1 protein-coding gene is annotated in these 902 nt (G+C 71.3%); it reads left to right on the top strand.

Going from position 1 to position 902, the window contains the following annotated elements; translation table 11 throughout:
- Window positions 1-812: succinylglutamate desuccinylase (locus J5F18_RS17960; RefSeq protein ID WP_346299897.1), on the top strand; the 812-nt coding region annotated here is incomplete at its 5' end.
- Between the last annotated feature and the right edge of the window lie 90 nt (window positions 813-902).

Below are 902 nucleotides of genomic sequence, written 5' to 3' on the forward strand. Positions count from 1 at the left end.
CGGCCCCCATGGAGCTGCTCGCGGGGCTGCTCGCCCGCCTGGCCGCGGGGGAGCTGGTGCTCGGTGCCCCCGTGCTGCTGCTGCTCGGCAGCCCCGAGGCGACCCGCCGGGGGGTGCGCTACCTGGACACCAACCTCAATCGGCTCTTCCGCCACGACCTGGAAGAGGACGGCAGGGAGCCCGACAGGGCTCGTCAGCTGATGGCCGCGGTGGACGCCTTCTTCGCCCGCCACGATACGCTTCCACGGCTGCACTACGACCTGCATACCGCCATCCGCGACAGCCGCTACCCGCGCTTCGTGGTCAGCCCCTTCACCGAGACCACCGAGGTAGCGCCCGAGCAGTGGCGCTGGCTCGCCGCCGCCGACATCCAGGCGGTGCTGCACCAGCACCGCCACAGCTGGACCTTCTCCCACTACAGCAAGCACTACCACGGCGCACAGGCCTTCACCCTGGAGCTGGGCCGCGCCCTGCCCTTCGGGCACAATGACCTGGCGCCCCTGGCCCCCATGGGCGCGCTGCTGGCTGCCCTGCTCGAGGGGCGCGAGCCCGCCGGGGCGGCGCCCGGCCGCATGGCCTTCTACCGGGTCGATCACGAGCTCATGCGCGAGTCCGAGGCGTTTCGCCTGGCCTTTGCCGACGACACGCCCAACTTCACGGCGTTCCCCCCGGGCACGCTGCTGGCCGAGGATGGCCGGGCCGGGGAGACCCGGGTCGGCGAGACGCCGCTCGCCGTGGTCTTCCCCAATGCCCGGGTGGAGATCGGTGCCCGCGCCGCCCTGCTGGTGCGCCCCACGCCCCCGCCGTCTTGAAGCCCCGGCGGCGCAAGACTCGGCAGCGTGCCTCGGCAGCAGAAAAAGCCTTAAAACCACTACAATAGCAGGGTAAAATCTGGTTCATCG

The sequence above is a fragment of the Halomonas sp. BM-2019 genome, from assembly GCF_017584085.1.